The organism is Trichocoleus sp. FACHB-46, assembly GCF_014695385.1.
Taxonomy (GTDB): domain Bacteria; phylum Cyanobacteriota; class Cyanobacteriia; order FACHB-46; family FACHB-46; genus Trichocoleus.
The window spans coordinates 19,078-41,067 of the sequence record NZ_JACJOD010000023.1; the positions used below are offsets into that span (position 1 = coordinate 19,078).

Here is a 21,990-nt window from a genome sequence, read left to right on the forward strand (position 1 = left end):
GCGCTCCGTTAGATAACGCTTCCACGGTAAAGGGCGATCGCACTATTGCCATCTCTCATAAGTAACGACCTCATAAATTCTGTGAATCTTGTCGAATTACAACACCAAACGCCTCTGCTTGATGCTTTACGGCATTGTGCTCAACGACCCAACACACCGTTTTACGCACCGGGGCACAAGCGCGGCCAAGGAATTCCATCGCAACTCTCTAATCTCTTAGGATCTCAAGTCTTTCGAGCTGATCTACCAGAGTTGGTGGAATTAGATAACCTATCTGCGCCTCAAGGACCAATCCAAGCCGCGCAAGAGCTAGCTGCACAAGCCTTTGGAGCGGAGCAAACTTGGTTTTTGGCAAATGGTTCTACTAGTGGTGTGATTGCTGCGATTATTGCAACTTGCAATCCGGGCGATCGCATTATTCTGCCGCGCAATGTTCACCAATCTGCAATTTCAGGTTTGATTCTCTCTGGGGCAATTCCGGTGTTTGTGGAGCCAGAGTACGATCCGGTTTTGGATTTGGTACATAGTATTACCCCTGCTAGCGTGGCTGCTGCCCTAACGCAATACCCCGATGCCAAGGCCGTGCTAATGGTTTACCCCACCTATTACGGGGTCTGTGGAGATGTCCAGGCGATCGCCCAACTCGCCCATGATCGCAACGTTCCTTTATTAGTTGATGAAGCCCACGGGCCGCATTTTGCTTTTCATCCAGAGTTGCCAACTGCTGCCTTAGCTGCTGGAGCTGATTTGACAGTGCAATCGATTCATAAAGTGCTGTCAGCCATGACCCAAGCGGCAATGTTGCATGTGCAGGGAGAACGGGTAGATCGCGATCGCCTTACCAAAGCTTTGCAACTTGTCCAATCCACCAGCCCCAGCTATCTCTTGTTGGCTTCACTAGATGCGGCACGTCAACAGATGGCAACGCAAGGCCAAGCACTGATGACCCAGACCTTGCAACTCGCAGACTTAGCAAGAACCCAAATTAGCCAAATTCCTGGCCTGCAAGTTTTGCAACCAAAGCAAGCTGGCTCTCCCGGATTTGCAGCGCTCGATCGCACCCGCTTAACTGTGACAGTTTCAGATTTAGGTTTGACAGGTTTTGAAGCCGATGAAATCCTCAACGAGGAATTTGGCGTTACCGCCGAACTTCCCTCCCTACAACACCTCACTTTCATCATTAGCCTAGGCAACACTGAAGCTGATATTCAACATTTAGTAGCAGCCTTGCAACAGTTAGCAACACGGAGCGATCGCAACCAACCACGAACTTACCCTCTGCTCCGTGTTGATTCGCAGACGAAGGAGCCAACTCCCCTCCTCACTCCTTACTCCTTGCTCCTCACTCCTCGTGACGCTTGGTTTGCCCCTACTGAAACGGTGGCGAACGCCCAAGCCGTCAATCGCATTAGTGCTGAGCTGGTTTGCCCCTATCCTCCCGGAATCCCCGTCTTGGTGCCAGGAGAAGCGATCGCATCAGAAGCAATCAACTATATACAACAAGTCTTAGCTGCCGGAGGTTTCATCACAGGTTGTGCGGATGCTAGCTTGCAAACCCTAAAAGTGGTGAAAGAGGAAGCAGGAAAGATAAGAAATGAAAAAGCTTGAAGCAATAGATAAAGGTTGAGCTAAACCTCTAAACTTCAGTGTTGGCTAGCGCTAATTTTTCTAGACTGGTAGGAATTACGATGAAGCCATTCCTTTAATTTTCTTTGTTTTCGCTTCTTTGACCTCCATCCTTCCTCCCTCATCCTTCATCCTTTAAAGCCATGTCTTCTCCCCTCTGGCCCTATGTGACTCCCGGCATTCCTGATGATTTGTTCGAGCGGTTGCCTGGGATTCCGATGAGCCAACGGGAGGTGCGGTTGTTGCTGGTGTCTCATCTGCGGTTATGCTCAGACTCGATTCTGTGGGACATTGGGGCGGGGACAGGCACGATTCCGGTGGAAGCAGGATTGCTATGCCCAAAGGGACGAATTGTGGCGATCGAGCGAGATGAGGAAGTCGCGAGTTTAATTCGGCGGAACTGCGATCGCTTTGGGGTCAAGAATGTGGAAATTGTGGAAGGCAGTGCCCCTGAGTGCCTGGAAAACATTCAGCACCGACCCAACCGTGTTTGCCTGGAAGGAGGCCGTTCGATTAAAACCATCCTAAAAGCTGCATGGGAACATCTCGATTTACAGGGGCGGGTAGTTGTGACTGCTTCTAGCTTAGAAGGTTTGTATGCCGCCTCCGAGAGCTTTTCAGAATTGCAGGTTCGCAATATTGAAGTGGTGCAATCGGCCATGAACCGTTTAGAGAAGCGAGGCATGAATCAAACCTTTGCTTCAGTAGATCCGATCTTTGTCCTCAGCGGCGAGAAGCTAGAGTGAGCTTGAATTTGCTCCGAATTGCTTAAAGTGTGCCAAAGTAATTCTTAACCTTCAGCTAACCTTATGATTCGGCTCTAGCCTAGACTGAGGCCAGATTGGAGTGTGCCTACCGATTCCTCAGGGGCTCTAGAAAAGTTCCATACTGTAGGAATTGCGGGGTGAACAATTCATGTAAGAAACCTATCTTATGCCTTGGTCTCGGATTGTTAGTGGAATTATTGCGATCGCCCTGGCTCTAGCTTTGACAGTTGTGGGGGGCTGGTACTACACCTTGGCCTTTGGTGTGCTCATTTATTTAGGCCAATTAGAGTACTTTCAACTAGTTCGGGCTAAAGGGATATTACCTGCTGCTAAGACTACGCTGGTCGTCAGCCAAGCGTTATTGGTGCTCTCCACAATCGCCCCAAACTTAGCAGACGCTGTGTTTCCCGTTGCGGGTACGTTTATCTGTTTCTATCTTCTGTTTCAGCCCAAATTTGCCACGATCGCCGATATTTCCGCCTCGATCATGGGCCTGTTTTATGGAGGCTATTTACCGAGCTATTGGGTGAGGCTGCGATCGCTCGGCACGATTGAGCACAGCAATCTTCCCCTTTGGGGCTACTGGCCTGAGCAATGGACCAATTTGCAGGCGCTACCCCAAGGTTTGACGGCAACTTTGCTCGCGTTCTGCTGTATTTGGGCTGCTGATATTGGCGCTTATACCTTTGGTAAATTCTTTGGTCGCACCCGCCTTTCAGACATCAGCCCCAAGAAAACAGTAGAAGGAGCAGTGTTTGGGGTGTTTGGCAGTATTGCCGTTGCGATCGCTGGTTCTTGGTGGCTAGATTGGTCCGGGTGGCCCCTGACTGGCTTTGCCTTAGGTCTGTTGATCGGCATTGCTAGCTTACTAGGAGACCTGACAGAATCGATGATGAAGCGAGACGCGGGAGTCAAAGATTCGGGACAGCTCATCCCTGGACATGGTGGCATTCTCGATCGCGCCGATAGTTACGTGTTCACAGCGCCACTGGTCTATTATTTCGTGACGCTGCTACTGCCGCTTTTACCTCAGACTTAAATAAAGAGAAAAAGGTAATGCCAAGGGCATTACCTTTTTCTGATTTCTATGCTGGCGTGACCATAATGCGACCGCGACAAATTAGGGTGCTGTTTTCTAAAGACAATTCTTGAAGGTCCACTTCTGGTCCTAGGTCTATTTCAAAGCCGTCCAGATCGCCTAAAGGCAGACCCCGCTTCGCTTGTAGATGAGTCAACCACTGGGGGCGATCGAGCTGCAAAGTATGACCGTTTTTGAGCCGCAACCCAGTACGAATCACAATTGGGGTAAGCGTTCCACTCACAGCGACTAGACTGGCACTGAGCGTCAGTTGACCCGCAGCAATAATGATTTGCGAATTTTGCAAGTTGATTGCTTGGTGCCCAGGCAAGGGCGCATCTAAAACCGCTTGAATTTCTGATTTCAACAGAGTGGCTAAGAATTCTGCTAAGGCGTTGGCCAATAAAGGGGCGGACAGTGAAGCATTTAGGTCTGCTTCTTCTAGCACTAAGCTGCCTGTGACGGGGATCGGTTCTAGCAGATTCAGCGGTTTGCCCCGCATGACTTGACCCAAATTAATCCGAATGTTTTCTCCGACGAGCTGCAAGTGACTGAGATGCAGCCCTTGGTAAATCGCTTTGTGAGCTGTGATCCCCACTCGCTGAATTTGACCCGTCAGGATGCGGCGATCGCCCCCTTCAATCTTGACTTGCAACTCTTCAACCTGCTCCACCTGCGATCGCAACCACAGCCTAACTGCGGGCGACAACACCTTGCTGATCAGTTGGCTTTGCTTTGGGGTGGGTGAGTTGGCAGCTAAATCTACAGGAGATTGGGGCTGAGCAGAGTCAGGAGCGGGAGGACCCACTTTAGGAGAACTGGAGCTAGAATCCATTGCTTTAGAACTGGAGAAAAGGGTAGAGAACACAGATGATGTCGCCGTAACTGTCTGCTCAGACTGCAACCTGAGAATAGCAAGCGATTAGATAGAGCGAGATTGCGTACTGCAAGCAATGACGTTAGTTGCAGCCCAAAAGGTTGCAGAGCCATGCGTGCATCATGTAACCTCCACTGCAAAAAAGCTTACAGGAAGGCCGCAAAATTCCCACCATGACGTTGGTGAAGCAATTGTCATCAATTCATAACTGAGCGCTGAGCCTGGCGAGCTGGCGATCGCCAAAGTGTATAGGTACTTGATCCCCACTCCTCAACTAATGTCATAAAATCATGACATATGATCCCCGGTCACCTTGTAAATGCGTAGAAGTGCTTAAAATTGCCACTTTTACCCCTTGACCCAATTAAATCTTTTCTGCAACATATGAGTAACCTAACGATCCCAGCGATCCCAAACGAATTCTGGTTTACTAACCACTTTTCCTAAACCGTTGACGATGGAAAAAAGCAACGGGGATCAATCCTCAATACTTTTTAGCAATCGCGGGATCAATCACTGGGTTACTCAGGAATTCGCACAAGGAATGTAGAGTTTTTTTGAACTCACTAGCCTGCTTTTGGGCGTAGTCTTCTAGCCAATGAGCTAGAACATTGCCTCATATCGATCATCTTCGTTTTGCAAGTAGGGAGGGGCTACAGAGCGGAAGGTAACGATTGTGCAGAGTCTACGAGCAGGCATGCATCACTCGCTTATGCGTCAAGTCATCTAGTGATCTACTTGCCGTTGAAACTATTTGGAGACCCTAACTCATGGCTAAGGAACGTCCACCTTTAGAAGAGATGACTCTGCGGCAGCTACGTAAAGTGGCTAGCGAATGCAATATTTCTCGCTATAGCCGCATGCGTAAAGATCAGCTGCTAGCAGCGATTCAAGAAGTGCAACGCACCAAGTTTTCTCTCAGTCCATCTCGCACGCTGGAGGCCCAAGAAGAAGTGGAAGCAGCAAAGTTTGATGTAGGTCAAGAAGACCGTACAGGAGGTTCGCTAGCTGCCGTTGATGAAGGATTGGCTGATCTCCCTGAGGGGTATGGGGAGAGCCGCATTGTTCTGATGCCTCGTGACCCACAGTGGGCTTACACCTATTGGGATATCCCCAATGAGCACAAGGAAGACTTGCGCCGTCAAGGTGGTCAACAACTGGCTCTGCGTCTTTATGATGTGACAGATGTAAGCCTGGAATACCAGAGTCCCCACAGCATTCAAGAGTTTCCCAGCGATGAATTGGCGCGTGAGTGGTATCTACCCGTTCCAGTCAGCGATCGCGACTATGTAGTAGACATCGGTTATCGTTGTGCGGACGGTCGCTGGTTGGTGTTGGCGCGTTCTGCTCCGGTGCGGGTGCCTCCCGTGTATCCTTCTGACTGGATTGAAGATCAGTTCATCTCACTCGGCTGGGAAGAAGACCTACGCGGTAAGACCTTCCTAGAGCTGGTTCCACCTGCTAAGCGAGCTGCTGCGGCTACAACTGGCTACGATGCAGGTGCCGCGATCGATGCTGCTGGCAACCCCATCTACGATGCCATTTTTGGTATGGCGCAAACGACGGAAGCTCAGCGGGTCGCGGGTTCGCTCTACGGCTCGATGCAGCAAGTGCCTGTACACGAGCAAGCAGTTAGCTCCTATGTCTTCCCCTCTGGTGTCGGCATGTGGGCAGTCCCCACGGCTTCTGGCTTGAATATGTCTGGTGTTGGCATGTCTGGAGCTGGCTTCGCTTCCGCCCCTCCCATTCGCCCTCGTCAGTTCTGGCTAGTTGCGGATGCGGAACTAATCGTCTACGGTGCTACCGAACCCGACGCGACGGTAACGATTGGCGGTCGCCCCATCAAGCTCAACCCCGATGGCACGTTCCGCTTCCAAATGTCGTTCCAAGATGGCTTGATCGACTACCCCATTATGGCGGTGGCAGCAGATGGTGAACAAACGCGATCGATCCACATGAATTTCACTCGCGAAACGCCTTCTCGCAATACCAACACGAAGGAAGAAGCCGTTCCCGAATGGCTGTCCTAATTCCTTAAAGTTACAAAACTAAAAAACAAAACCCCTGGTCACGCGATCTGGGGTTTCTTGTTTTTAAAGCTATCAATTTAGTCTTTTACTCAATATTTTGTGCAAGCATTTTCTGCATAACCGCTAGCTAAGGGATTTTAGGCTGACTCACCAACCTAAAACGCTAAAAGATATCCTGAACCTTTCTACCTAAAAGTTAAAACGAGGATAATATATGAAAACACACTCCACCTAAATACCTATACTGGCAAATTAGGCGGAACAAGTACACTTAAATACCCGATTTGGGATCTTATGTAGAAAGAGTACATCTAATAAATAGTTGGCTGTCTTAACTTCTAGAATATTGTGTACATAAATTTTCGATGGACGACGAAGATTCGAACTTGATGATTGCATAATAAATACGTTCTTAGTCAGTTACTTTTTGAAAGTGGAAATAGCACTAAATCTTACATCTAACCAAGAGTCTAATGCTTTTCTGAGAGCATTGTGGGCAGAGTTTCGTTACTCTTTTGGTAAGTGTGCATGGCAGTATTCTCCTTATAAGGATGGAAAAAAGAATCGTATATACTTTGGCTACGTCGATCTTGGGCTCAATGGAGCTATTGGAATATCGATTTCATATAAACGAAAAAATATTATCAAAAAAATATTTCTTGAGCAAAATTTCAACAGAATTCCTCCAGAAATTGAGGCAAAGCTATCAAACGCAATTGACAAGGCTATTTCAGAAAGTAGAAGTCCAAGAATCTACTATGTTCAGACTGACTTCGAATCAACTCCTATGGCAATAGGGAACTACTCAGGCTCTCATTTCAGGCTCTATGCAATAGATGAGAAAACAAACCGTATCATATATGAGGTAAAAGGCTTTGATGCGATAGATGCTTTGACTGAAGCTCAAAAAATTATTCCAAAAATTTTTGATTTTTTATCCGTATGTACGAATTCTGTATTCACTTCTACAAGTACAGAAATATTCAAAAATCAACTTAATTCAGATATTCATGAGGTTTTCTTTGAAGATTTTGACTGGATAGATGATTATCCCAGAATTGAGAAAAATTTGGCACTCTGGGAGATTCAAAGGGATTTTTTGGATAAGATTTTGGTAAATGATATTGAGCTGAACCATCCATTTCTAAGGTCTAGCAGCCATTTTCACTCTGCCCAGAAACTTTGGCTTACAAGCTCTTCTCTTGTCGAAAATACAATAGAACTTTCTAGTGTCCTGTACGTATCAGCTCTTGAAGTTGCTACAGAACTATATCCATTAGAAAATTCAACGTGCAAAGAGTGTGGTCAAAAGAAATATTCAATAAGGCAAAGGGTTAAGGAACTAACTCGAACGCATTTGAATGAATATATTGAAAGGTTCATTGATAATTATTATTCAGCAAGGTCAAAATACTTACATGTCGGTGTGTTGTCTTCAGATTCAAGCTATATAGGGGCTTCTATACCTCAACTCGATCCTGCATCTGATAGTGGCTGTCGGATACAGACTTCTATATTGCCGATAAATCTGAAAGAGTATGTGAGTTATATTTTACGCAGCATTTTCATGCAAAAAATGACAACTGATGATAGATCGTTGCCTAAGTAAACACAATGAGCTATGAACAGCTAACAACTCGGGTGCAGCGGATTGACCGAAGCCGTTTGGGTGGAATGCAAAAATTCTGGTAACTGCTGGCCCGAACCGTTATACTGCAAGCTCTCGGTGGGGACTTAATCGGAATTCAATTGATGGGATGCGATCGCTAGGTTGCGGGGTTGTAGAGGGCGATCGCAGTAGTTTTTGATGAATTGTCATAGGTGCGATCGCTAGGTTGTGGGCTAGTCAAAAGCGATCGCATAACTCCACCGTTATGCCATCAAACTCGCTGCTGAGCGTAGTATTGCTGCTCGTAGTCATGTATGGAGATGCATATAAATGCAGACATAGTTCTATCCAAAGGAGTATGTAGAACGTAGGTTAAATATTCTATACAAAGAAGGGCGTAAAGAAAATTCATTAAATTAGCCAGCCTAACTACATAGTTAGGGTTTCAGTCCAAATAAATAGTTGGTTTGTCTGGAGCATCTACGTCAATCTTGCGTTGAGAGATGTCTGAAGTTGTCTAACTAAACTTTGGAGCTTTGAAACAATGAGCAGGTTTCAGCATTTTTTGATTACACGAATCAATATAGATTGGAATATCTCCAAACCGCGATCGCAGCAAGAGCGGAATAACATAGATTTCTTAAAATACAGATTAGATATTTTTGAGAAAACTTGCTATCCATCTGTTAAGGCACAAACAGAAAAAAAGTTTACTTGGCTAATACTTCTGGACGCTGAATTGCCAAGCATGTTCAGAGAACGAATTCAAAGTTATCGTTCTCACTCTAATATTGAAATTCTGCCTGTTTATATCAGCAGCAAAGAAAATTGTTTAAGTGAGTTGAAAGCAGCGATCTCTGAAAAAATTTCAAAAGCAACTACACACATTATCACTACTAACCTGGATAGTGACGATGCTGTATCCCGAAAATTTATTTCCACTATACAAAATCAGTTTCGGGAGCAAGATTCTGAGTTTATTAATTTCCCCTTTGGCTATTTATATCAATTAAAAGAGCAAAAGGCTTTTCTGCGAGAGTGGCTAACTGCACCATGCTACACCTTGATTGAGGATCGTAAGAATTTTGAAACTGTCTTGAAGTATGGTCATGATCAAATCTCAAACTATAAGGTTTGTCATGTGTTTACTACTCCTATGTGGTTAATGACCGCTCACAATATGAATGTGAGGACAAAGTTTGATGTTGCTGCTGCATGGCAACCCACCAATAGAGTCAGTGAAGAGTTTTGCATAAATCTTGAGTTGCCGAAGAAAAGATTGTTGGAAGGTTCTAAAGAATTTTTCACAGAATCTTTGAATGTAGTTTTGTCGAGGCGAAGTTGGGATACTCCAAAAGTTAAATTCAGAAAAATAGTAAATATTTTTTCCCCATTTCTGATCCGTTTGGCTAGAAGAGCCCAATACTCGCAAAAAAATCAAAGTCTTTCATCGTAAGGTGCTTTTATTCAATCCGAGTCTATATCGTGAGTTCTAGGCTTGGTTATTGTTTTGGCTCTTGTGAAGGCGATCGCAAAGCCATAGAGCAATCTACAGGAATTGTTTGAGGAGAACTATGATTAGGGGTGATCGCCAAGTTGTGGAAGGCGATCGCTAACAAAACTGCCAACAGGTGAATCAGTGTTAAATGTAGGCTTTGATGCGGGTTGCAGTTTAACTCCTGCTCTAGAGGAACAATCATCTTTGGCGTTGGGCCTAACTCCAGCAACTGACCAGCGTTGGGGTAAAGGAGCACAAGTGTGCTTTAGTACTGCGTCCTGCTCGTTGGGGTTACTGCTGGTTGCGGCCACGCCAAAAGGTCTGTGTTCCGTTGCGCTGGGTGACTCACAGGAGAAGCTGGTAGCTGCCTTACGCCAAGATTTTCCTGCGGCTAACATTCATTCAGATGATTCACATCTGCAAGCTTGGAGTGCATCCCTTCTGAGACACTTAGCAGGGCAGGAACCGCGCCTAGATTTACCTTTGGATATCCCAGCCACAGCGTTTCAGTGGCGCGTTTGGCAGATTCTGCGTTCCATTAACTACGGTGACACTCGCTCCTACTCACAAGTGGCCGAAATGATGGGGCAACCACAAGCAGTGCGGGCAGTGGCGCGGGCTTGTGCAACTAATCCGGTAGCGCTAGTAGTGCCATGCCATCGAGTGGTGCGAAGTGATGGTTCGCTGGGTGGTTTTCGTTGGGGCTTAGAACGTAAACAGGCGTTGCTGGCTCAAGAACGTCAGTATTTGTAGCGCTCAGAATTTTCTTAGTTGTCACTGCTGGAGTGAGTCATCCACAGGATCTTTTGAGGCTCACTATAATAGGGGCGATCGCACTCAAGGCTGGTCGTAGCCAATAAAATTTTGAAAAGCTCCTATTTACAAATCTGGCAATCACTGGTGCTAGGGGTTATCGTTTCCGTTTTAGTCTTGGTCAGTTTCAATTCTTTTATTGTCATCAATCCTGGTGAAGCAGGAGTACTGAGCATTTTGGGTAAGGCCAAAGATGGGGTACTCGAAGAAGGATTGCACTTCAAACCGCCGCTGGTTTCCCAAGTGGCGATCTACGATTTGACTGTGCAGAAATTTGAAGTGCCTGCCCAAAGCTCCACTCGAGATCTGCAAGACTTATCGGCCCGCTTTGCCATCAACTTTCGGATTGATCCAGCCGAAGTAGTAGAGATTCGGCGTAAGCAAGGCACCTTGGCAAACATTGTCTCCAAAATCATTGCGCCGCAAACTCAAGAATCCTTCAAGATTGCGGCAGCGAGAAGAACAGTCGAAGAAGCTATTACCAAGCGCAATGACCTCAAAGAAGACTTCGACACAGCCCTGGGTCAGCGATTGGAAAAGTACGGCATTTTGGTGATCGATACGAGCGTAGTAGATCTTACCTTCTCGCCAGAGTTTGCCAGAGCCGTAGAGGAAAAGCAGATCGCGGAGCAACGGGCACAGCGAGCCGTATATGTGGCGCAAGAAGCCGAGCAAGAAGCCCAAGCAGACATTAACCGAGCGCGAGGCAGAGCGGAAGCCCAACGCCTACTAGCCGAAACCCTCAAAGCCGAGGGAGGCCAACTCGTGCTTCAAAAAGAAGCGATCGAAGCTTGGCGACAGGGTGGCTCTCAAATGCCTGAAGTGTTAGTCATGGGTGACAAGGGAAATAACGTCCCTTTCTTGTTCAACCTAGGTAATTTACAGCAAGCACCCAAACTTAGATCGGAAGGCACTTAGCGCCTAAAAATGGTCTGTAGCGTGTTCGTCAGTTCCTCGTGCGTGTAAGGCTGATTGAGCACGGCCTTAATATTGCTTCTTAGCTCAGTACTGACGAGATCAGGGAGTGGCTTGTCAGTACTGACAACAACCCAAACCTGCGAGTTGATTTTGTGCAATGCCTGAATCACGGTGGGGCCATCAAGTTCTGGAACGGCCATGTCGATCACCACTAAGCAAACCTCAGACCAGTGATGAGCGTAAAGGGCGATCGCTTCTATGCCATCACCTGCCGTTAAAACCTGATAACCACAACTCTCTAGCAGCGTTTTGCTCAGCTCACGAGTATCCGAATTGCCCTCGACAATTAGAATTAAGCTACTTTCGGTGCTGAGCAAGGGTGAATTATTGCCGGGGGTAGGACGAGGAATGCCAGGCAAATACACCTTGAATTGTGACCCTTTACCGACAGCACTGGATACATCTACGGCTCCTCCATGCCCTTTGATAATGCCTACTACCGTTGATAACCCTAAGCCTGTGCCTTGACCAAAGGCTTTGGTGGTGAAGAAGGGGTCAAAAATACGGTGGAGGTTTTCTCCAGAAATCCCTAGCCCCGTATCAGCCACCGTAACCACCACATAGGGACCAGGCTTAGAGACTGGGTGTGCCCAAATATTACTCGGATCAATCCAGAGGTTGTCTGCAACTAGGCGAAGAATCCCACCGTTAGGCATGGCATCTTGAGCGTTATCACAGAGACAGATTAGGGCTTGATGCAGTTGCTCAGTGTCTCCCGTAATCAGCCAAAGGTCTGTAACCGCTAGGTTAGTCCGAATTAGGATATTCCGGGGAAACTGTTGTTTAAGAGTTTGCTCAACCCCTGAAATTAATTGGTTCACGTCAATGGTTCGCTTTTCGCCCTCAATTCCCCGGACGAAATCCAGTACCTGTTGCAGCAAACTAGCACTCCGTTTGGCATTCTTCTCTAACATCACCAGGAGTTGTTGGCTCTGTTCATCTTGCAGCTTTTGAGAGAGCAGTTGGACTGCCATCAAAATGGGTGCGAGCGCATTGTTGAGATCATGGGCCAGTCCCTTAGTCACGGTGCTGATGCCCTCGAAGCGCTGAGTCCGTAAGCGTTGATTCTCTGCTTGTTTTCTCTGCGTGATGTCAGTATTGACGATCAAGATTGATTTAGGGATCTGGTTTTGCCGAATTAGAGACCAACGACTCTCAACCGTCACCTGCCTGCCGTCTTTTGTGCGTTGACACAACTCACCTTGCCACTCTCCCTGTTGATTCACCGCTTTTTGAGCAGATTGGAGGCTTGGACCCAGTTCGTCAAATAGCAATTCATCCAGGTAATGTCCGATCGCTTCATTGGCTGCCCAACCAAACAAGCGAGTTGCACCACTGTTCCAAAAGAGAATGCGGTTTTCTAGATCTAAAACCAGAATGGCATCCTGGGAATGGTTAAAGAGCAACGCATGTTCGCGAATTTGTTCTTCCGTTTGCTCGCGCTCGGTAATGTCTGTTTGGAGGCCAACAAAGTAAAGTAGCTCACCGCCCTTGGTACACACTGGAGAAATTCTGAGTTGATTCCAGAAAGGCTGGCCATCTTTGCGGTAGTTCAGGATTGTGGTTTGGATCTCTCGGCGTTGTGCGATCGCCTGACGAATCTGAGCGACTGTGTGGGGGTCAGTAGCTTCGCCTTGCAAAAAGCGGCAGTTACGACCCAAAGCTTCTGTGGCAGAGTAGCCCGTAATTCGAGAGAAAGCAGGATTGGTGTAAATAATTGGATTATCGCTCTGGTTAGGATCGCTCAATAAGATGCCATCCGAGGCAGAGTTGATCGCCTGAGCAAAGTTGACATTGGCGATCGCCATTGCCGCCTCTCTATCCGCTTCCGCCGCGTTGGTTGCTTGGGGTTGCATCCAGCCCGCCCCGCCTAACAACTCCTGCTGAACTCTTAGCCAATAAGTATTGAAAAAATCTGCTAGCCGAGGCTCTTGCTCAACCAAAGTCGCAAAATTTTCTTGAAAGCGTCTGTCAGCTTCATAGGTGACATCCGGGTGAGCTTTCATCCATTCATGGCTAGTCTTAATGTAAGCGATGAAGGTGACAAGATAGTGATAATTCTCATTGCCTAAAAGCTGGCGCAGCTCTCGACGGCAATCTTCGGCACGGTCTGCTTGTAACGCGATAAAGATGGCACAGCACAAAAGACTTTCACTTAGAGTTGAACTCAACTCTGAGAAAAGCTGCGCTACGTTTGCTTGTGCCGCTAGCCGATCTAGATGGCGATCGATCTCTTGTTGGTTGGGAGGCGCTAATTCAAGAAAAGCTAGAATTTCTGGCGCTTGCATACCCAGTGCATAAAGTGAGCAACTGTGGCAGATGAGGCAATAGGGAACTGGACAGAAGCGGGAAAGATAACCTGAAAGTTTTTCCTTAAATAATGCGGGCAAGGGATTTTCAAGATAGGCTGCTAGAGTTTGCTGCCAAAGGTTTTCTAAGATTGCTGGAGTTGCTAACGCAGGTGAGAAAAAAGGTGGAACAAATCCAAACTTCTCCTCAATTTCTGTAGAAATTTCTGTACTAGTGCGCATGAATGAGATCAAGTTTAATGAAATAAGTTTTAAAATTAGCTAAACGAATATTTAGGTAGGCTCAAACATCTAACCTGCCGTTCAGGTCGGTTCTAAATCAGGATAACGAATACCTAAACAACTTGTACCAGTAAACAGTCCTGAGAAAAGGTGCCCCTGTATGTTTAGCTTGTTTAGCGCCCTAACTTTTGTCGCATTTTCTGCCGTACTTGAATGGCGTCTGGATAATCTGGCTTGATTTGGATGGCTTTATCAATCGAGGTCACCGCTTCATCAAAGCGCTGCAAGCTCCAAAGCGCTACACCGCGATTATTCCAAGCTTCAGCTAAGTCAGGTTTCAATGTGGTGGCTTGGTCATAGGCTGCAACTGCTTCATCAGGCCGATCTAGGAGCAGTAGTGCCGATCCTTTGTTGCTCCAAGCTTCTGCAAAGTTGGGTTTCAGGGCGATCGCTTGGTCATAGAGGGCGATCGCTTCCGAATGGCGCTTGAGCTGATCTAAAGCATAACCCTTACTCCACAAAGCTTCTGGAGATTTAGGATTACTTGCTAGCGCTTTGTCACAAGCAGTAATGGCTTCTCCGGGCCGCTGCAATTGGTTCAAGCTGTAGCAACGACCCCATTGGGCAGCGGCGTTGGTTGGGTCTTGGGCGATCGCTTGGTCGTAAAGAGCCAAAGCTTTCTCTGGCTGATTGACGCTGCGCAAACCATCCGCTTGTGCCAAGAGCGGGGCGATCGGAGGTTGAGCGGGGGCGGCACTGGGAGCGGTGGGAATCGGTGCCGCAGCAGGGGTTGGGGATGCGGTTTGAGGAGCGGTGGCTTGAGCAGAGGGGGCTGGAGTCGCAGCAGGAGTGGGATTGGCGGAGGGAGAGGAAGCAGGTTGGGCAGTGGTGGCTGAAGTAGAGGCGGTCTGTGTAGCAGGCTTAGCGGTAAATAAAGCTTTGGCAACCAAGAAAGTCGCAGTGATCGCCACTAAAACTGCCAAAATCGCTTTAGGCTTCACGCTTTGGCTCTGGGTGGCACTCGGTAAAACAGCCGTAGGTATGGAACTTCTAGCCGAGGGAGAAGGTTGTGTCTCTGGGAGTGCTGTAGTCGAAGGTAGCGGATTACTCGCAGCATGAACAGGCTGATTCGCAGGCGGACCTGCTACAGCCAGGGTAGGAGCGGTGACTGTAGGGGGTGTCGATTGAGCTGGGATGGCAATTGTATCTACATCTGTATTTACATCTGCTGTATTTTCAGCGATCGGGTTAGGGGGGACAGAGACAGCGATCGCGGCTAATAATTCAGCAGGTAAAGCTTGTAACGCGGCCAAGGCATCACTTGCAGTCGTGTAGCGGGCCCGGAAATCGTATCGCACCATGCGATCGAGAAGGTCTGCTAACTCAGGAGTCGCATGAGTAGCACGGTCACGCCATTGGATTTCTCCAGTTTTAACGTCTTCACTGAGATGTCGAGGATGAACCCCTGTGAGCGCTTGAATGCCGATCATCCCGACTGCATAAAGGTCGCTACTGAAGCGAGGGTTGCCGCCCAGTTGCTCGTTGGGCATGTAGCCCTGAGTGCCAATCGAAATGGTGAGATTCGTATGTCCAGACTTCGCAGTGACAATTTGGGTACTCACCTGTTTCACGGCACCAAAATCAATCAGCACGATTTTGCCATCCTGACGGCGACGCATCAGATTAGGTGGCTTAATGTCGCGGTGAATCACATGCTGCTCATGCACAAAGGCAAGCGCGTGCAAAATATCTTGCAACAATGCCAAGACTCGCGCTTCGGGCCAAGGCTGTCCAGCAATTAGCTCCTCGGAAAGGGATGCCCCATCAATAAACTCTTGCACCAGATAGAACTCTTGGTCTTCCTCGAAGTGAGCCATGAGCCGAGGAATTTGGTCATGACTACCGAGCTGGTAGAGCACTTTGGCCTCGGTATCAAATAAGCGCCTGGCAGTTTGCAGGCTGCTGGCATCGGTGACTTGAGGTTTCAATTGCTTGACCACGCAGCAAGGATGGTCGGGCAAATGCATATCTTCTGCCAGAAACGTCTGCCCAAAACCTCCCGCTCCCAGCTTGCTCAGGACTTTATAACGTCCGCCGAGGGGTTTGTCAGGGTTCGGTGATTGCAGTAACCGTAAAAGATTTAAGCCCATGCTATGCCCTGTGCCTCAAAGTCGTTGCTACTAACCTGCCGCTAGTAAATTGAAAGTTTTCTACGGAAAAAGTTTCAATCGAGTTACCCATGCTTAGTTCACTGGGCAATGATCGCTTTCCAGTTCCAATGCGCATTTCAGGCTCGATGGTTTATCATACCGACGGTAATCAAGTAGTATTCCACCCGTTAGCTTTGTTGATTTGGGTTGTTTGCGGTGGGCTTTGCCTAGTCCAACAACCCCACAAATCCAAGGTGGTGAAGTAGTAGGAACTAGCTGCTAGAAGGCGTGCCATGTCTACTGATGAGTCTGTGTATGTACAACTAGTTTGGGAAGACACAGCAAGTGGAGAGGTGCAGCAACCATTGCTCGCTGCGCCGATCGCAATTGGTCGAGAACGGGACCAAATGCCAGAAAATCTGGGCGACAAACCAATCTCCCATCTAGAGTTAGCCCACAAAGAAGTTTCGCGCTTTCACACCCTGATCACAGTCGCGAACTCTCAGCTTTATATCACCGATCGCAGTGCTAACGGTACCTTTCTGAATGGTCGGGCGATTCGTCCCGGCAGTCATCCATTTTCTAGTAAAGATACCATTCGCATCGGACCCTACAAAATTATCGCTACGGTCATGGGGGAAGGTGACCCCAATGCCACCGCTCTGAACCGAGAGCGCACTCATTTTGACCAACAGCCCAGCGCTCTGCACAAAAACACGATGGTAATTTGGCTGATCGGCGGTATTGTGCTGTTGTTGATGGGAGTAGGAGCTTGGGGCTTAGTTAGCACGTTGCTAGAGCGATCGCGGCCTCAAGTCCCAGAAACCCCTGCCCCCACTCGTCCTGCTCCTAATTCGTGAGGATTCTCTGATGACTGCTCCGAAGCCTACGTTTTGCCGCCTGCGATCGCATGACTCAAGGCTGCAACGAGCGTGGCAAGGATGGCGGCGACGGCTTTTATGGCACGATGGGCGATCGCGGCGGGTGCAACGGCGCTGGGGTTGGCTGTGGTTAGGGTTGCTAACCTGTTGGCTAACGCTCTGGCTCACATTCATCCCCAGCTCAGGGTTGGCTCAGACTAGCTCCAGTAATCGAGCTGCCCAATCCCCTGTGGTGCTCGATGGTCGGGTGTTGTTTCAAGTTGGTAATTTTGGCAATTTCACTGCCTTAGAGCGGGCAGCGATTGTCAATGCAGCGCTAGAGCAGGAAGTGCGCTCTCCTCAACCCGCCGTGATTGAGGTAGCCGAAGAAAATCAACAAACTATTATTCGCAGCCAACCCAACGATCGCACCTTGCTTACCGTCACCGAGCGGGATGTGTTGCAAGGCACGAACCCAGTTAGTCAAGGCCGATTTTGGAGTCGTTTGATTGAGGCGGCAGTACGGCAAGGCCAGCTAGAGCGTGGTTCTGCTTATTTTCAGCAAGCTTTGGTATTTAGCTCAGTTGTGTTGTTAGGCGCGATCGCCATCCAGCTAATTTTATGGGTGGGTGAACGTTTCTTAGTCCGACAGTTAGCTCGGCATCTAGGGCATCCTGCTTCGTCTCTCCATCCTTGGGAGCAGCCTGCTAAATTGTTGCTGCACTTAGCCTTAATCGGCTTGCAAGCAGGGCTTTGGACTGCGGTGGCCTGGTACGTGACAGATCTCTTTCCCGAAGCTCGCAGTTGGCGCTATCGTCTGTTCAACTTCTTGACCGTGCCTGTGGTCAGCTTAGGCGAGAGTAACTATTCAGCGCTGCAACTGTTGTTGCTCCTAGCCTTTACATCAGGATTGTGGTTTGCTGTCAGCGGCCTAACTCGCCTGTTTCGGTTCTACGTCCTCGCTCGGACGGGCGCTGAACCGCGAGTGCAAGAACTGCTAGCTGTCTTAACCCAGTACGTCATGACCTTCTTAGGCTTGATTGTGCTGTTGCAAATCTGGGGTTTAGATGTCCGTTCTTTAGCCATTCTGGCCAGCGTCCTGGGGGTGGGGATTGGCTTCGGCGTTCAGAACATCACCAACAACTTCATCAGTGGTCTGATCATCACGTTAGAGCGACCGATCCAAGTCGGCGATCTGATTAAAGTCAATGAGCTATTGGGCACGGTGAAACGGATTGGGGCCCGGAGCACAGAGATTAGTACCTTCGACCAAGTAACGATTATTGTGCCCAACTCTCGTTTCTTGGAGAGTGAGGTAATCAATTGGAGCCACGGTGATCCAGTTTCGCGATTGAAGCTGGCTGTAGGAGTTGCCTACGGCTCAGACATCGAGCAGGTTCAGGCAGCGCTCTTGGAGGCGGCCAAGAGCCATCCCGAGGTGTTGGTGAAACCGCAACCCGAAGTTTGGTTCCAAGGCTTTGGCGACAATTCTTTGAACTTTGAGTTGCTGGTGTGGACTGGAGAGCCGAAAAAACAGTTTCGAGTCAAAAGCGATATTTACTACCGCATTGAAGCTTCGCTGCGCCGCAATGAGATTGAAATTCCGTTTCCGCAGCGAGATCTGCATGTGCGATCGCCCGAACTCAAGCAGTTGTTGGCCTCGTTGCAACCACCGCCGTTCCCGTCCTGGAAACCCCAGCGATCAATATCAAACGGAAATAAATCTAGCGATCGCCCCATTTCCACTTTGCCTGAATCTCCCGATGGATTTGCTGGAGCTGCTGTCACCATGCTCGCCCTTGACGACTCCAGCCACTCAGATCTGGACACCTTAATCACAACGATGCGAGGGCCAGCAGGGCTCAAAATTCAAGACCGCCGTTATCGCCTGAATCTTTATCCTGCCTGCTTTACGGGGGCCGAAGCGGTGGAGTGGTTTGTGCAAACCCAAAACTGTACCCGTGAGGCAGCGATTCAACTAGGCCAGAGCTTGATCGAGCAAGGCGTGATTCACCACGTCTTAGATGAGCGTCCGTTTGAAGATGGCTATGTTTTCTATCGCTTTTATGCCGATGAAGAAAATGCCAATGCGGAGAATGCTGATGGAGAGAATACCGATGAGACAGAAATCAGCGATCGTTGAGTCGTTTATCCACTAAGAACCAGGATGTCTAAACCCTTAGTTTTGCTGGATCACGATGGAGGCGTTGATGATTATCTGTCAACGCTGCTACTGATGACGATGGGGCACCTACACCCTCTAGGAGTCGTGGTGACACCAGCCGATTGCTACATTCAGCCTGCCGTTAGTGCTACGCGCAAAATTATCGATCTGGCGGGTCGGGAGGAAGTTCCGGTGGCAGTCAGTACAGTCCGAGGCATCAATCCCTTTCCCCGCCTCTATCGGCGAGATTCGTGGGTTGTAGATCACTTGCCCATTTTGAATGAGGCAGGAACCATTCAAACGCCTTTAGTCCCTGAGTCCGGACAAGACTTTATGGTGCGATCGCTGAGGGAGGCTCCAGAACCAGTAACGCTGTTGGTCACAGGGCCATTAACTACAGTCGCGATCGCCCTAGATACTGCCCCAGACATCGAAGCCAAAATCAAGGAGATTGTCTGGATGGGCGGTGCGGTGCAGGTGCCAGGTAATGTAGAGAAATCGATCGAACCGGGTCAGGACAGCTCAGCCGAATGGAATGCTTACTGGGACCCTATCGCTGTCGATCGCGTTTGGCGCAGCAATATTCCCATCGTGCTGTGCTCCCTAGACATCACCAATCAAGTGCCTGTCACCTCAGAGTTTGCTCACCGTCTCGCCAAGCAACGCAAATATCGACTCTCCGACTTCGCTGGGCAATGCTACGCCTTAGTGATTCCGCAGGATTACTACTTCTGGGATGTCCTCGCGACAGCTTATCTGGCTCATCCAGAATTCTATGAGCTGCAAGAAGTCGAAACGGCGATCGCCACCACCGGACCCAGCCAAGGCCGCACCCAACTATCCCCCGGAGGCCGCAAAATCCGCATGATGACTCAAGTTGATCGCGATCGCTTCTACACTTACATCCTCCAGCAGTGGTCCCGCTAGTCTAGTGAGCCAGCAAGTTGGGTAAGCCAGCAATTAGATGCTGAGACAGCTACGTAGGCTAGCGGCAAAAGCTTCAAGGCTAAAATTTCATCAAACCGGAAATAGAGATGAAGATTCAGCAAAGTTAAGGGAAATTACTGAGCTTCTGAGAGTGAGACTTCTATATTGAGGGCAGGCTAATACCTTTCTAGGAATCATACAAACATAGCTGAGGTTTCTCAGCTTGTCCTTCTAGGTAATAGTTTCAGGGTTTAAGTCCCAGAGCCATACTTGCTTGCAAGTGCAGTTCTGTCATTCCAGATGCCATTCACCGTGCTAGGACTATGACTGATCAAAAACTAAGCAGAACAGTAGTACTTCAACCTCAGGGCCGTTTAGACCTTGAGGGTAGTGTAGCTCTACAACGCCAAATCGCGGCGATCGCATCCGAGCGTCATAGCTGCTGGATACTCGATCTGACCGACGTTGAATTTATTGACAGTTCTGGATTAGTGGCATTAATTACCGGACTCAACACTGCAAACGAGTGTAATTGCCGCCTGATTATTTGTAATTTGCAGGCTTCGGTGAAGCTGATCCTTGAAATCACTCAGCTCGACCAAGTCTTCGAGATTGTGGAAGAAATTGAAACTTTATTTGCTGAACTGCCCCCGGTGATGAAGTTAGTTGCGGCAAAAGCAGCGCCGTCTAAGACTTCTGGGCCTGTAGCAGCTTAAGTCACTTCACCGCTATAGATTTGGTATCGGGCTGAAGCGGGCACGACTAAATCTAGGATGGGTTGACCTGTAAGGCAGCGCCAATGGCAGGCAAATAGGTCAGGAGTTTGCACACCCAAACTCGCGATCGCAGGTGCGGCTGGAAACGGCCAAAGTCGATCAAAGCAAATTGCTTGCCCCTGAAACCCAAACTGGAGCAGGTAGGTAGCCGGGGGAGCAGATAACATCTGCAAGAGCCGATAGCCTAGCTCATAGAGTAGTTGCCGCCAAGCGTCAGACAAATGGCACGGTTGAGAATAGCCAAGTGGAGGAGTATTGAAGGATTCCTCAAAAACTTGTTCGTTCGTTAGGGTAATGGCCTCCCCATAAAGGGGGCCTTTCTTTGTGTAGACAATAGGTAGCCAATAGCCACCTTGCCCTATAGAGCATCCCAATTGCTGCTCTACCAGTTGCTGTAAACCGTCAACATCTCGGCACTGCTGGTAAATGGTTTGTCTTGCCCAAGCAAAAGTATTCGGTAAATTAAGAGTTAACGGGCACAACAGTAGAGACTCAGATTCTGTAGCTTCCACACCTACATCTGGTAACAAAGCATTAACAATGGCTTCTAGCTGTAGTAGCTGAGTCACTGAGCAAACTTGAATGTTGTGAATGACCGAAATAGACTGAGCCGAGTTGTCAAGATGAGATCGGCTTGTAGATGACCCTGTCGCTTCAGTTAAAATGGCTCGCTTTAAGGCCGCAACCATTCTTGCAGTGGTAGACGGAGATGTAACTGGTTGCCTAGACGCATCAATTTCAGCATCTACTACAATCACAACCTCACGCATTAGCCAAAGTTGGGCAAAGTAGCAGAACCTGGTCGAGGAAAGCTAGGCAAATCCAAACCGGAGGCACGACGAGTTCTCACTGCTAAGCGATAGCTAACGCTTTGCAACTCAGCGTGAAGTTGGCGGTTTTCTCGTTGCAGCATCGCCAGCTTTTCCTTCACAGGAGCAATGCGCTCAGCAAACTTTTCTCGGTAAACTCGCGGGAGTTCCTGCACCACTTGCTCCAACATACGGCTGCGATCGGTCAGTTCTTGCACCGACTGCCGTAACTGATAAATCTCTGTATCCCGTGATGTGATCTGTTCTTGGTAGAACGTAACTTGCTGCTCTACACCCTGTAATTGCTCACGTAAGGCCCGAATCTCAGTCATATGACGCTCAGAGGCCTCTGGGCTTGGCATAAAGCCTGTATTGCCCTTTACCAACCGGAACAGTTCCTGAGACAACTGCTGCACCAGTTGGTCTCTCATCTGCAATTCTTCACGCAGATGAGCCACTTCTGCTTGCACTTCTTGAAAATTGCCTGTATCCATCGG

Annotated in this window: 18 protein-coding genes; 12 read left to right on the plus strand and 6 right to left on the minus strand. The window is 48.5% G+C overall.

The window, feature by feature from the left end; all coding sequences use genetic code 11:
* Positions 1-81: 81 nt before the first annotated feature.
* From H6F72_RS13660 to H6F72_RS13670, 3 genes are all read left to right on the plus strand, one after another.
* Positions 82-1,608, plus strand: coding sequence for an aminotransferase class I/II-fold pyridoxal phosphate-dependent enzyme (locus H6F72_RS13660; protein ID WP_190436296.1), 1,527 nt, complete (start codon positions 82-84; stop codon positions 1,606-1,608).
* Positions 1,609-1,769: 161 nt separating this feature from the next.
* Complete coding sequence (gene cbiT / locus H6F72_RS13665; RefSeq protein ID WP_190436299.1) at positions 1,770-2,372, plus strand: precorrin-6Y C5,15-methyltransferase subunit CbiT; 603 nt, start codon at positions 1,770-1,772, stop codon at positions 2,370-2,372.
* A 187-nt stretch (positions 2,373-2,559) separates the two neighbouring features.
* Entirely contained in the window at positions 2,560-3,432 is an 873-nt protein-coding gene (locus tag H6F72_RS13670) for a phosphatidate cytidylyltransferase (protein WP_190436302.1), read from the plus strand.
* 46 nt (positions 3,433-3,478) lie between these two features.
* On the opposite strand, the gene H6F72_RS13675 is transcribed toward H6F72_RS13670, so the two are convergent.
* Positions 3,479-4,306 (minus strand): DUF2993 domain-containing protein, encoded by an 828-nt coding sequence (locus tag H6F72_RS13675; protein ID WP_190436412.1) that lies wholly within the window; start codon positions 4,304-4,306, stop codon positions 3,479-3,481.
* A gap of 812 nt (positions 4,307-5,118) precedes the next feature.
* On the opposite strand from H6F72_RS13675, the gene H6F72_RS13680 reads away from it, so the two are divergent.
* The 3 genes from H6F72_RS13680 (at position 5,119) to H6F72_RS13690 (ending at position 9,443) form a co-directional block, all read left to right on the plus strand.
* Complete coding sequence (locus H6F72_RS13680; protein WP_190436306.1) at positions 5,119-6,378, plus strand: DUF4912 domain-containing protein; 1,260 nt, start codon at positions 5,119-5,121, stop codon at positions 6,376-6,378.
* Positions 6,379-6,805: 427 nt separating this feature from the next.
* Positions 6,806-7,987, plus strand: coding sequence for a hypothetical protein (locus tag H6F72_RS13685; RefSeq protein ID WP_190436309.1), 1,182 nt, complete (start codon positions 6,806-6,808; stop codon positions 7,985-7,987).
* Between the two features lie 544 nt (positions 7,988-8,531).
* Positions 8,532-9,443, plus strand: a complete 912-nt coding sequence (locus H6F72_RS13690; protein WP_190436312.1) for a glycosyltransferase — start codon at positions 8,532-8,534, stop codon at positions 9,441-9,443.
* Between the two features lie 46 nt (positions 9,444-9,489).
* On the opposite strand, the gene H6F72_RS13695 is transcribed toward H6F72_RS13690, so the two are convergent.
* Positions 9,490-9,687, minus strand: a complete 198-nt coding sequence (locus H6F72_RS13695) for a hypothetical protein (protein ID WP_190436314.1) — start codon at positions 9,685-9,687, stop codon at positions 9,490-9,492.
* 2 nt (positions 9,688-9,689) lie between these two features.
* On the opposite strand from H6F72_RS13695, the gene H6F72_RS13700 reads away from it, so the two are divergent.
* Positions 9,690-10,238 carry a methylated-DNA--[protein]-cysteine S-methyltransferase gene (locus H6F72_RS13700; protein WP_190436317.1) on the plus strand — a complete coding sequence of 183 codons (549 nt, stop codon included), beginning with the start codon at positions 9,690-9,692 and terminating at the stop codon, positions 10,236-10,238.
* 111 nt (positions 10,239-10,349) lie between these two features.
* A complete protein-coding gene (locus tag H6F72_RS13705) occupies positions 10,350-11,216 on the plus strand; it encodes a prohibitin family protein (RefSeq protein ID WP_190436321.1) in 867 nt (288 codons plus the stop codon).
* Here H6F72_RS13705 and H6F72_RS13710 read toward each other — a convergent pair.
* A complete protein-coding gene (locus tag H6F72_RS13710) occupies positions 11,213-13,807 on the minus strand; it encodes a PAS domain-containing sensor histidine kinase (protein ID WP_190436324.1) in 2,595 nt (864 codons plus the stop codon). The two genes, H6F72_RS13705 and H6F72_RS13710, sit on opposite strands and share 4 nt — an antisense overlap.
* Positions 13,808-13,980: 173 nt before the next feature.
* Positions 13,981-15,957, minus strand: a complete 1,977-nt coding sequence (locus H6F72_RS13715; RefSeq protein WP_190436327.1) for a tetratricopeptide repeat protein — start codon at positions 15,955-15,957, stop codon at positions 13,981-13,983.
* A 293-nt stretch (positions 15,958-16,250) separates the two neighbouring features.
* Here H6F72_RS13715 and H6F72_RS13720 point away from each other — a divergent pair, with 293 nt between their 5' ends.
* From H6F72_RS13720 to H6F72_RS13735, 4 genes are all read left to right on the plus strand, one after another.
* A complete protein-coding gene (locus H6F72_RS13720) occupies positions 16,251-16,817 on the plus strand; it encodes an FHA domain-containing protein (RefSeq protein WP_190436330.1) in 567 nt (188 codons plus the stop codon).
* A gap of 10 nt (positions 16,818-16,827) precedes the next feature.
* A complete protein-coding gene (locus tag H6F72_RS13725; protein WP_190436333.1) occupies positions 16,828-18,960 on the plus strand; it encodes a mechanosensitive ion channel domain-containing protein in 2,133 nt (710 codons plus the stop codon).
* Between the two features lie 24 nt (positions 18,961-18,984).
* Positions 18,985-19,908: a nucleoside hydrolase gene (locus H6F72_RS13730; protein ID WP_190436338.1), complete on the plus strand. Its 924-nt coding sequence runs from the start codon at positions 18,985-18,987 to the stop codon at positions 19,906-19,908.
* 323 nt (positions 19,909-20,231) lie between these two features.
* Positions 20,232-20,624, plus strand: coding sequence for an STAS domain-containing protein (locus H6F72_RS13735; protein ID WP_190436341.1), 393 nt, complete (start codon positions 20,232-20,234; stop codon positions 20,622-20,624).
* Here H6F72_RS13735 and H6F72_RS13740 read toward each other — a convergent pair.
* Positions 20,621-21,454: a hypothetical protein gene (locus H6F72_RS13740; RefSeq protein ID WP_190436344.1), complete on the minus strand. Its 834-nt coding sequence runs from the start codon at positions 21,452-21,454 to the stop codon at positions 20,621-20,623. The genes H6F72_RS13735 and H6F72_RS13740 overlap by 4 nt on opposite strands.
* Positions 21,454-21,987 (minus strand): Npun_F5560 family protein, encoded by a 534-nt coding sequence (locus tag H6F72_RS13745; RefSeq protein WP_190436414.1) that lies wholly within the window; start codon positions 21,985-21,987, stop codon positions 21,454-21,456. Before H6F72_RS13745 ends, H6F72_RS13740 begins: the two co-directional genes overlap by 1 nt.
* Between the last annotated feature and the right edge of the window lie 3 nt (positions 21,988-21,990).

Coding starts and splice junctions, on each gene's coding strand:
- cbiT (WP_190436299.1), top strand. CDS start 1,770: ATGTCTTCTCCCCTCTGGCCCTATGTGACTCCCGGCATTCCTGATGAT.
- H6F72_RS13670 (WP_190436302.1), top strand. CDS start 2,560: ATGCCTTGGTCTCGGATTGTTAGTGGAATTATTGCGATCGCCCTGGCT.
- H6F72_RS13675 (WP_190436412.1), bottom strand. CDS start 4,306: ATGGATTCTAGCTCCAGTTCTCCTAAAGTGGGTCCTCCCGCTCCTGAC.
- H6F72_RS13680 (WP_190436306.1), top strand. CDS start 5,119: ATGGCTAAGGAACGTCCACCTTTAGAAGAGATGACTCTGCGGCAGCTA.
- H6F72_RS13690 (WP_190436312.1), top strand. CDS start 8,532: ATGAGCAGGTTTCAGCATTTTTTGATTACACGAATCAATATAGATTGG.
- H6F72_RS13695 (WP_190436314.1), bottom strand. CDS start 9,687: ATGATTGTTCCTCTAGAGCAGGAGTTAAACTGCAACCCGCATCAAAGC.
- H6F72_RS13710 (WP_190436324.1), bottom strand. CDS start 13,807: ATGCGCACTAGTACAGAAATTTCTACAGAAATTGAGGAGAAGTTTGGA.
- H6F72_RS13715 (WP_190436327.1), bottom strand. CDS start 15,957: ATGGGCTTAAATCTTTTACGGTTACTGCAATCACCGAACCCTGACAAA.
- H6F72_RS13720 (WP_190436330.1), top strand. CDS start 16,251: ATGTCTACTGATGAGTCTGTGTATGTACAACTAGTTTGGGAAGACACA.
- H6F72_RS13725 (WP_190436333.1), top strand. CDS start 16,828: ATGACTGCTCCGAAGCCTACGTTTTGCCGCCTGCGATCGCATGACTCA.
- H6F72_RS13730 (WP_190436338.1), top strand. CDS start 18,985: ATGTCTAAACCCTTAGTTTTGCTGGATCACGATGGAGGCGTTGATGAT.
- H6F72_RS13735 (WP_190436341.1), top strand. CDS start 20,232: ATGACTGATCAAAAACTAAGCAGAACAGTAGTACTTCAACCTCAGGGC.
- H6F72_RS13740 (WP_190436344.1), bottom strand. CDS start 21,454: ATGCGTGAGGTTGTGATTGTAGTAGATGCTGAAATTGATGCGTCTAGG.
- H6F72_RS13745 (WP_190436414.1), bottom strand. CDS start 21,987: ATGGATACAGGCAATTTTCAAGAAGTGCAAGCAGAAGTGGCTCATCTG.